We start from the raw sequence: 2,538 nt of genomic DNA, 5'->3' as shown, positions 1-2,538 counted from the left end.
CGCGCCACTGCAGGGCGTCGTGGGCTACTGGTACGGCAAGGCCCCCGGCCTGGACCGTGCGACGGACGCGATCCGGCACGCCAACCTCATCGGCACCGACCCCCGCGGGGGCGCGGTGGCGCTGGTCGGCGACGACCCCGGCGCCAAGTCCTCGACCGTGCCGTGCTCGTCGGAGCTCGCGCTCGCAGACCTCTACCTCCCGACGCTCTACCCCGCGGACTCCCAGGACGTGCTGGACTTCGGCGTCCACGCGGCGATCCTCTCCCGGGTCTCGGGCCTGTGGTCGGCAATGAAGATCTCCTCGCATGTCGCCGACGCGTCGTCCACCGCACTGGTGGACCCGGATCGGATCCTGCCGGTCTACGGCGATCTGGGCACGAGTCCCCACGTGCCCTCGGGCCAGTTGCTCGGATCCAGCCTGATGGAGTTGGAGCAGAACCAGCTCACCATCCGGATCCCGCGCGCACTCGAGTACGCCAGGCTCAACCGACTCAACCGGATCGTGCAGTCGACCGCTGACGACCGGATCGGGATCGTCGCCGCCGGCAAGAGCTACCTCGACGTCCGCGAATCGCTGCGCAGGCTGGGTCTCGACGACGCCGAGCTCGCCCGCCGCGGCATCCGGATCCTCAAGCTCGGCATGGTCTACCCGATCGAGCGCAGGGTTCTCGACGAGTTCATGACCGGCCTCGACGAGGTGATCGTGGTGGAGGAGAAGCGCGACTTCATCGAGACGATGATCCGCGAGATCCACTTCCGCCGGCCGGACGTCGCGAACGTCGTGGGCAAGACCCACGAGGACGGCTCCACGCTGTTCAGCCGCTTCGGTGAACTCGACGTCGACGCCGTGACCCGTGGCCTGGCGCAGCGACTGGGCCGCGTCCACGGGATCGGGTCGGCGCAGGCCTGGCTCGACGGACCGGGCCGCGGCCGCTCCCGGATCTCCCTCCCGCTGGCCACCACCCGCACCCCCTACTTCTGCTCGGGGTGCCCGCACAACAGTTCCACCAAGGTGGCGGACGGGACGCTCGTGGGCGGCGGCATCGGCTGCCACGCGATGGTCCTGCTCATGGACGAAGAGCAGGTCGGCACCGTCACGGGGGTCACCCAGATGGGCGGCGAGGGACTCCAGTGGACCGGCATGGCTCCGTTCCTGACCGAGCGCCACATGGTGCAGAACATCGGCGACGGCACGTTCATGCACTCCGGTTCGCTAGCACTCCGCGCGGCCGTCGCCTCGGGCGACAACATCACCTACAAGCTGCTCTACAACGGCACGGTGGCCATGACGGGCGGGCAGGACCCGGTCGGCCAGATGTCCCTGCCGGAGATCCTGCGACTACTCCTGGCGGAGAGGGTCGCCAAGATCGTCGTCACCACCGACGACGTCAGGGCCACGAGGTCCCAGGGATTGCCCCGCGGCATCGAGGTCCGCGACCGCCGCGACACGCTCGAGGTCCAGAAGGAGCTCGCCGCGGTCCCCGGGGTGACCGTGCTGGTCCACGACCAGTTCTGCGCGGCCGAGAAGCGCCGCCACCGCAAGCGCGGCACCTACCCCACCCCGGCCGAGCGGGTCGTGATCAACGAACGTATCTGCGAGGGCTGCGGCGACTGCGGCAAGAAGTCCAACTGCCTGTCGGTCCATCCGGTGGACACCGAGTTCGGCCGTAAGACCCGGATCGACCAGTCGACCTGCAATTTCGACTTCTCGTGCCTGGAAGGCGACTGCCCGGCCTTCGTCACAGTGGTACCGGGGACCAGGACCGAGCGCGTGGCGACGGCGCCGGAACTCGACGCGGCCGCACTCCCGGAACCGACCCGGATCCCGGTCGACGCAGACCGGGGCTTCTCGCTGCGCCTGACCGGGATCGGCGGGACGGGGATCGTCACCGTGTCGGCCGTACTGGCGACCGCCGCCGTGCTCGACGGCAACTCCGCCCGCACGCTCGACATGACGGGTCTGGCGCAGAAGGGTGGCGCGGTGGTCTCCGATGTCCGGGTGGCCCGGACCCCGCTCGAGCAACCCCCGAAGATCGGGGCCGGTGACTGCGACCTCTACCTGTGTTGTGACGGCCTGGTGGGCGCGGACGACGCCAACCTCAAGGTCGCCCACCCGGACCGCACCACCGCGGTCGTCTCCACCACCCGGATCCCCACGGGCACCATGGTGATCGACACCGCCGTGCACTACCCGGCCACCTCGGACATCCAGGCGGCCATCGACCGGGCCTCCGGGCGAGGCGTCTACCTCAACCCCGGCGAGATCACGGAGAACCTCTTCGGCTCCACGCAGGCGTCCAACATGCTCATGGTGGGGGCGGCATACCAGAGCGGAGCCCTGCCGATCTCCGCCCGGGCCATCGAGCAGGCGATCGAACTCAACGGTGTCGCGGTCGCGGCGAACCTCCAGGCGTTCCGTCGTGGCCGCCAGGCCGTCGCGGATCCGGAGGCCCTGGCCGCGCTGGTCGCCGATCTGCACCGGCCGGTGTCCACGGCGACGCCGGACCTGCACGAGCCGTCCCCCGCCGCGGAGCGCCT

1 protein-coding gene is annotated in these 2,538 nt (G+C 70.1%); it reads left to right on the top strand.

The window, feature by feature from the left end:
- The coding region (locus G6027_RS04780; RefSeq protein WP_182635880.1) for an indolepyruvate ferredoxin oxidoreductase family protein at positions 1–2,538 on the top strand (2,538 nt) is incomplete at both ends.

Origin of the sequence: Dietzia sp. SLG310A2-38A2, from assembly GCF_014145095.1 — a bacterium.
Lineage (GTDB): Bacteria > Actinomycetota > Actinomycetes > Mycobacteriales > Mycobacteriaceae > Dietzia.
The sequence above is the reverse complement of the archived record's forward strand: the minus strand, read 5'-3'. Positions and strand labels throughout refer to the sequence as shown.